Source organism: Micrococcus sp. CH7, assembly GCF_001595485.1.
In the GTDB taxonomy this organism is placed as follows: domain Bacteria; phylum Actinomycetota; class Actinomycetes; order Actinomycetales; family Micrococcaceae; genus Micrococcus; species Micrococcus luteus.
In genome coordinates this window covers 1-4,764 of sequence record NZ_LOSQ01000020.1, presented here as the reverse complement: position 1 = coordinate 4,764, position 4,764 = coordinate 1, and the positions used below count along the sequence as shown (strand labels likewise).

At 64.3% G+C, this 4,764-nt stretch carries 4 protein-coding genes; all 4 read left to right on the top strand.

Annotated elements, in window-relative coordinates:
- Window positions 1–418 precede the first annotated feature (418 nt).
- Window positions 419–856, top strand: coding sequence for an HNH endonuclease family protein (locus AUV08_RS05730; RefSeq protein WP_231862118.1), 438 nt, complete (start codon window positions 419–421; stop codon window positions 854–856).
- A gap of 96 nt (window positions 857–952) precedes the next feature.
- The gene (locus tag AUV08_RS05725) at window positions 953–1,285 is read left to right on the top strand and encodes a hypothetical protein (protein WP_031943833.1); all 333 of its coding nucleotides are present in this window, start codon (window positions 953–955) and stop codon (window positions 1,283–1,285) included.
- A gap of 434 nt (window positions 1,286–1,719) precedes the next feature.
- Window positions 1,720–2,954 (top strand): IS3 family transposase gene (locus AUV08_RS05715; protein ID WP_101963419.1). Its coding sequence is split into 2 segments (ribosomal slippage): window positions 1,720–2,029 and window positions 2,029–2,954, totalling 1,236 coding nucleotides; the frame shifts between segments, so codons are not numbered across the junction.
- Between the two features lie 614 nt (window positions 2,955–3,568).
- Window positions 3,569–4,672, top strand: coding sequence for a hypothetical protein (locus tag AUV08_RS05705; RefSeq protein WP_061873137.1), 1,104 nt, complete (start codon window positions 3,569–3,571; stop codon window positions 4,670–4,672).
- Window positions 4,673–4,764: the final 92 nt, after the last annotated feature.

The window sequence follows — 4,764 nt, the reverse complement described above, 5'->3', positions numbered from 1 at the left end:
CGGTATGACAAGTACGCGATCATCTACAGGGCCGCTGTGGTCCTGAATGCTGTGCTCGCATGGTCAAAACGATTGTCAGACATGCCCTAGGGACCGGGGATCTCGTGCCGAGCAGGGGCTTCACGCGAGCTTAGGATCAGCTGCGATGCGAATTCGCATCGCGTCATCCACTCGAGCAAGGAACTCGCCCATGTCACGACGCTCTCTGGCTTCTCTGGCCACTGCTGCTGTTTTCGTCACCACCGCTGTCCTCGGGGGTGCGGGCCCGGCGGCGGCCGGCACTACGTATTCGGCCCCGTTGCGCACGGCTGTGGCGTCGTTGCCGGTGGCGGCGGAGAACAATGCCGGCTATGACCGGGCCGCCCAGTTCGGGGACTGGAAGGATGCGAACAGGGACTGCCAGAACACGCGGGCAGAGGTGTTGATCGCAGAGTCCAAGACCACCCCGAAGTTCACGACGGCCCGTAAGTGCACGGTGGCCACGGGCAAGTGGGTGAGCAGCTGGGATCTGCGCACGCACACGTCTGCATCGACGGTGCAGATCGATCACATGGTGCCCGTGCATGAGGCGTGGGGCTCGGGAGCTCGGTACTGGACCAAGGCCAAGCGGGTGGCGTTCTACAACGACTTGGGGGATGCCCGGTCGCTGAACGCGCAGACCTCGGCGTTGAACTCGGCCAAGCAGGCCCGCGGTCCGGAGCAGTGGCTGCCGCCGAAGAACCAGTGCCAGTACATCGCGGACTGGACCGCGGTGAAGATCCGCTGGGGGTTGAAGGCTGACGCCACGGAGAAGGCGTTCTTGGTGAAGAAGGCCGCCTCCTGCGCGAACACCACCCTTAAGGTGACCCGGTACTGAGGCTGCATGGCCGCAATGGTGCCCATCCCCTGGCCGTTGACGGCTGAGAGTGTGGGCATTGGTCTGTCCGGGGGGCTGGTTCGAGGGTCAGGGCCCGTGAGCGAGTGGATGTTGATCGCGCCGGTTCTGGTCTTCTGCCTGTGGCTGGCGCACGCCGTGGACAGCTGGCGGAGGCCGTACGGCATCGGCAAGATCGGCTGGGTCCTTCTGATCGGAACACCCATCGCGAGCCTGGTCGTCTTCTTGGCCACAGCACTGGTGCACGACCCCACACCATCAGCGAATGAGGCGCTGCCGCGTGGCGAGATCCACGACTTGCAGGTGCGGTTGATGGTTGTGTCGTTGGAGCTGTTCCTCGCTTGGGTTGTCTGCCTCATTCTTGAGATCTTCCTGTACGTCGTCAGATCAGTGCGGCGGAAAGAAAGCTAGAACGGGCCGTCCTCGCAGGATGTTCCGGGTCCGGTGCAACGGGTCATTGCTCGGCACGCCGTCACGGAAGGCCCCGCCACGCTGGTCCAACCAGTCGGTGTACGCCTCACCGGATGTCCCGGGACCAGGTGCAGGCGAATGTGGTGGTGGGGTGACGTCGACCATCACCCGGCGTCCCGGTGAGTTCCTTCGAGTTCCGCCCGCTCTGTTCGGTGGGCCTGGTACTGACGTGGTGCCACACGTGCTCGTCGACGCCCAGGATCGAGGGTCAAGGCCCTCCCGATGTCGCGTTCCAGGCCGCTGCGGGTGGAGGTCGCATATCCCTTACTGTGCCGGTATGGGAATCATCCTCTGGCCGATCGCAGGTGGCGCTTGACCCCTGATCTTGGACACGCTGATTCCAGCACGATGCTGGGGAAGCGAGAATCCAAGGGATGGCTAGGAAGAACTACACGGACGAGTTCCGGCAGCGCGCGGTGGACTTGTATGAGTCCACGCCGGGTTCGACGCTCAAGGGCATCGCCGGGGATCTCGGGATCTCTCGGGGTGCGCTGAAAGAGTGGGTCGACAAGTTCGGCTCCGGGGTCACGGTTGCCGCTGCGTCGCCGCCGGGGGCGACGGGGCGACCGGAGTCGCAGGCGGCGAAGGTCCTCCGGTTGGAGGCCGACCTCGCAGCCTTGCAGGCCGAGGCCCGCAAGCTCGAGACGGAGCGGGACATCCTCCGTCAGGCGGCGAAGTATTTCGCCGGGGAGACGAACTGGTGAACCGCTTCCAGTTTGTTGAGGATCACAAGGACGCCTACGGCGTGAAGCGGTTGTGTGAGGTCGTCGAGGTCGCCCGCTCGTCGTTCTACGCCTGGCTGGACTCCGCCGGGCGGCGAGCCGCGAAGGCGACAGACGACGCGGTGTTGGCGGCGCGGATCCGGGTGCTGCAAGACCCCGCTCAGGGTGGCGACCGCGCCTACGGGGCGCCCAGGATCACCGCCGACCTCAACGACGGTGTGCCCGTTGCGGAGCGGGTGAATCACAAGCGCGTCGCGCGGGTAATGCGTGAGCACCGTCTCGCGGGGATCCGGTTGCGACGACGGGTGAAGACCACGATCCCGGACCAGTCCGCCAGGCGCTTCCCCGACCTGATCGGACGGGACTTCTCCGTCGGCGACCCCGGCCGCCGCTACGTGGGCGACATCACCTACCTGCCTATCGCCGACGGCACGAACCTCTACCTCGCGTCCTGCATCGATCTCGGCTCCCGGAAGCTCGCGGGCTGGCAAGTCGCCGACCACATGCGCACCGAACTCGTCGAAGACGCCCTCCGTGCCGCGCACCACGACCGCGGGTCGCTGGTCGGCGCGATCTTCCACTCCGACCACGGCAGCGTCTACACCTCGAAGGCCTACGCCGCGCTCTGCGAGCAGCTGGGCGTGACCCAGTCCACGGGCGCGGTCGGCACGAGTGCCGACAACTCACTCGCGGAAAGCTTCAACGCCACGCTCAAGCGCGAACTCCTCGCCGGCCGGTCAGCGTTCCCGGACCAGGCCACCGCCTACCGGGCCGTGTTCCGGTGGGCGAACCGCTACAACACTCGCCGGCGCCACTCCGCGATCGGCAACATCAGCCCGAACGCCTACGAAGCCGCACGCTCCGCTACGCTTGCGGAAGCGGCATAACCGAACCGACACCGTGTCCACGATCAAGGGCCAAGGCCCGGTCTCCTCCTTCTCTGCATCGTCCAATTCGTTGCGGCTGTCATTGCGCCACGATTCTCGCGCTGGTACCTGGGGGCGTGGTCGGCGGTCCTGGGGATCGTCGTGCTTTACAACGTGGTCACGTTCTTGGAGCTGGGCGGCTCTGAGACGCCTGGCGGACAGGGAGCCGCCTGGAGCGGACCCGGCCTCAACGAGATGATGTGGGGTTCCATGGCCGGGGTCGGGGTGATCATGCTGTGGTTTGCCGACTTGGCTGGCGCCACGATCGCGTGGGAGAGGCGGCGTCGTCGGTCCGTTGATTGAACGGCGCAGTGAATCGCCCCGGGGGGCCTTGACCCTCGATCGTGTAGTTCTTCCTAGCCATCCCTTGGATTCTCGCTTCCCCAGCAACGTGCTGGAATCAGCGTGTCCAAGATCTGGGGTCAAGCGCCCTCACGGCAGACCCGACGACTGAATAGGCGATGTTCGAGACACTCGTCTTTGACTTGTTAGCACCGTTGGGGGCCGTGGGTGCGGAGAGGCGCACCCTGCGCCCTGCACCCGCGGCGATGGGGTGATTTCGAAAGGGTGGATTGATGACCGGTCTCACACCAGGCGAGGCGCGTGGCTGGGCTGCGCGGTTGCTTCTGGCCGAGGATGCCCGCTGGGTGGGGGACATTGTTCTCTCTGCCGCAGCAGACGAGCAATCGCAGGCCTACCCTGCCTTATTGCTCGGGCACCATTTCGTCCGAATCGTTTATGAGGGAAGTCAAGCCCTCCAGTCAGCGAAACCCGAGGTCGGGTGGCCGCAACTCGCGAGCATGTTGCAGCACGAGTACGGGGCGGTCGCGTCACGGGTGCGGCATATGTCGAAGCTGCTGGACGACACGAACAGGTCCTACGACCAGGTTCTTGCAGAAATGCAAGAAGCGAAAGCAGTCTCGCACAGGGCGCTCACGGGGAAAGCGCACCCCTGGGTTCGGTGGGCGGAGACCGACCTCGGCCTTTACATGATCGAGCGCAGTGTCGTCGGTGCATCGACCCCGATGGCCTACCGGCTTGCCCTTGACCCAGGGGAGCTGGAACGCGTGGCAGGAGAGGATCTCCACGCGGTTACGCCCGAATGGGGCTCCACACTCGCGGTGCTTGCCGCGGCCGCCCCGGATGCTTGGGAAATGCGGCCCACACTTGCGCTGGACGCACACATCAAGTACAAGGACAGGCTCGCGAGTCGCTATCTGAAGAACCGATATGAGCCTGACTTCGACGATGCCGAGAAACTACTTCTCTTAATGATTGAAGCAGATTTCAACACCAACCGCCTCTACCTTCCTCGCACTCAGCCCGGCCATGAGGGGCCCTGTTTGCGTGCGCGCATCGTCACGACCTATCACTCTCTCAAGGCACTGCGCCGCATTCTCGACAGGCATCCTGGCCTCGATACGGCCGGTACCCGAAGTATTCGCGGGATCCTCGCAGATCCGGCCGCGAAGCGGCTCTGCTCGCGTGACGGCAAGATGGTCAGAAACCGGAGTGTCCATTATCAGATGGACGATCCGTCCATTATCCCCGACTTCAACAAGCCCATGTTCGGGATCATTGAAGCCGTGGCACCGAGCTTCACGTGGGAAACTCTCGATACCGACCTTCGATCGGTCGAAGACCAGCTGGCGGATGCGCTCGGGTCATGGGGAAAGTAGTCCTAGGTGTTGTGGGGCATGAGGTTCTTGACATGGGTGCCGGGCTGAGATGAGACGAGCGGACCTCTCCCGCAGGATGGAAGTTCCTCAAC

Bases quoted from the DNA above. Each gene is read 5' to 3' on its own strand.
- AUV08_RS05705 (WP_061873137.1), top strand. From the start codon at position 3,569: ATGACCGGTCTCACACCAGGCGAGGCGCGTGGCTGGGCTGCGCGGTTG.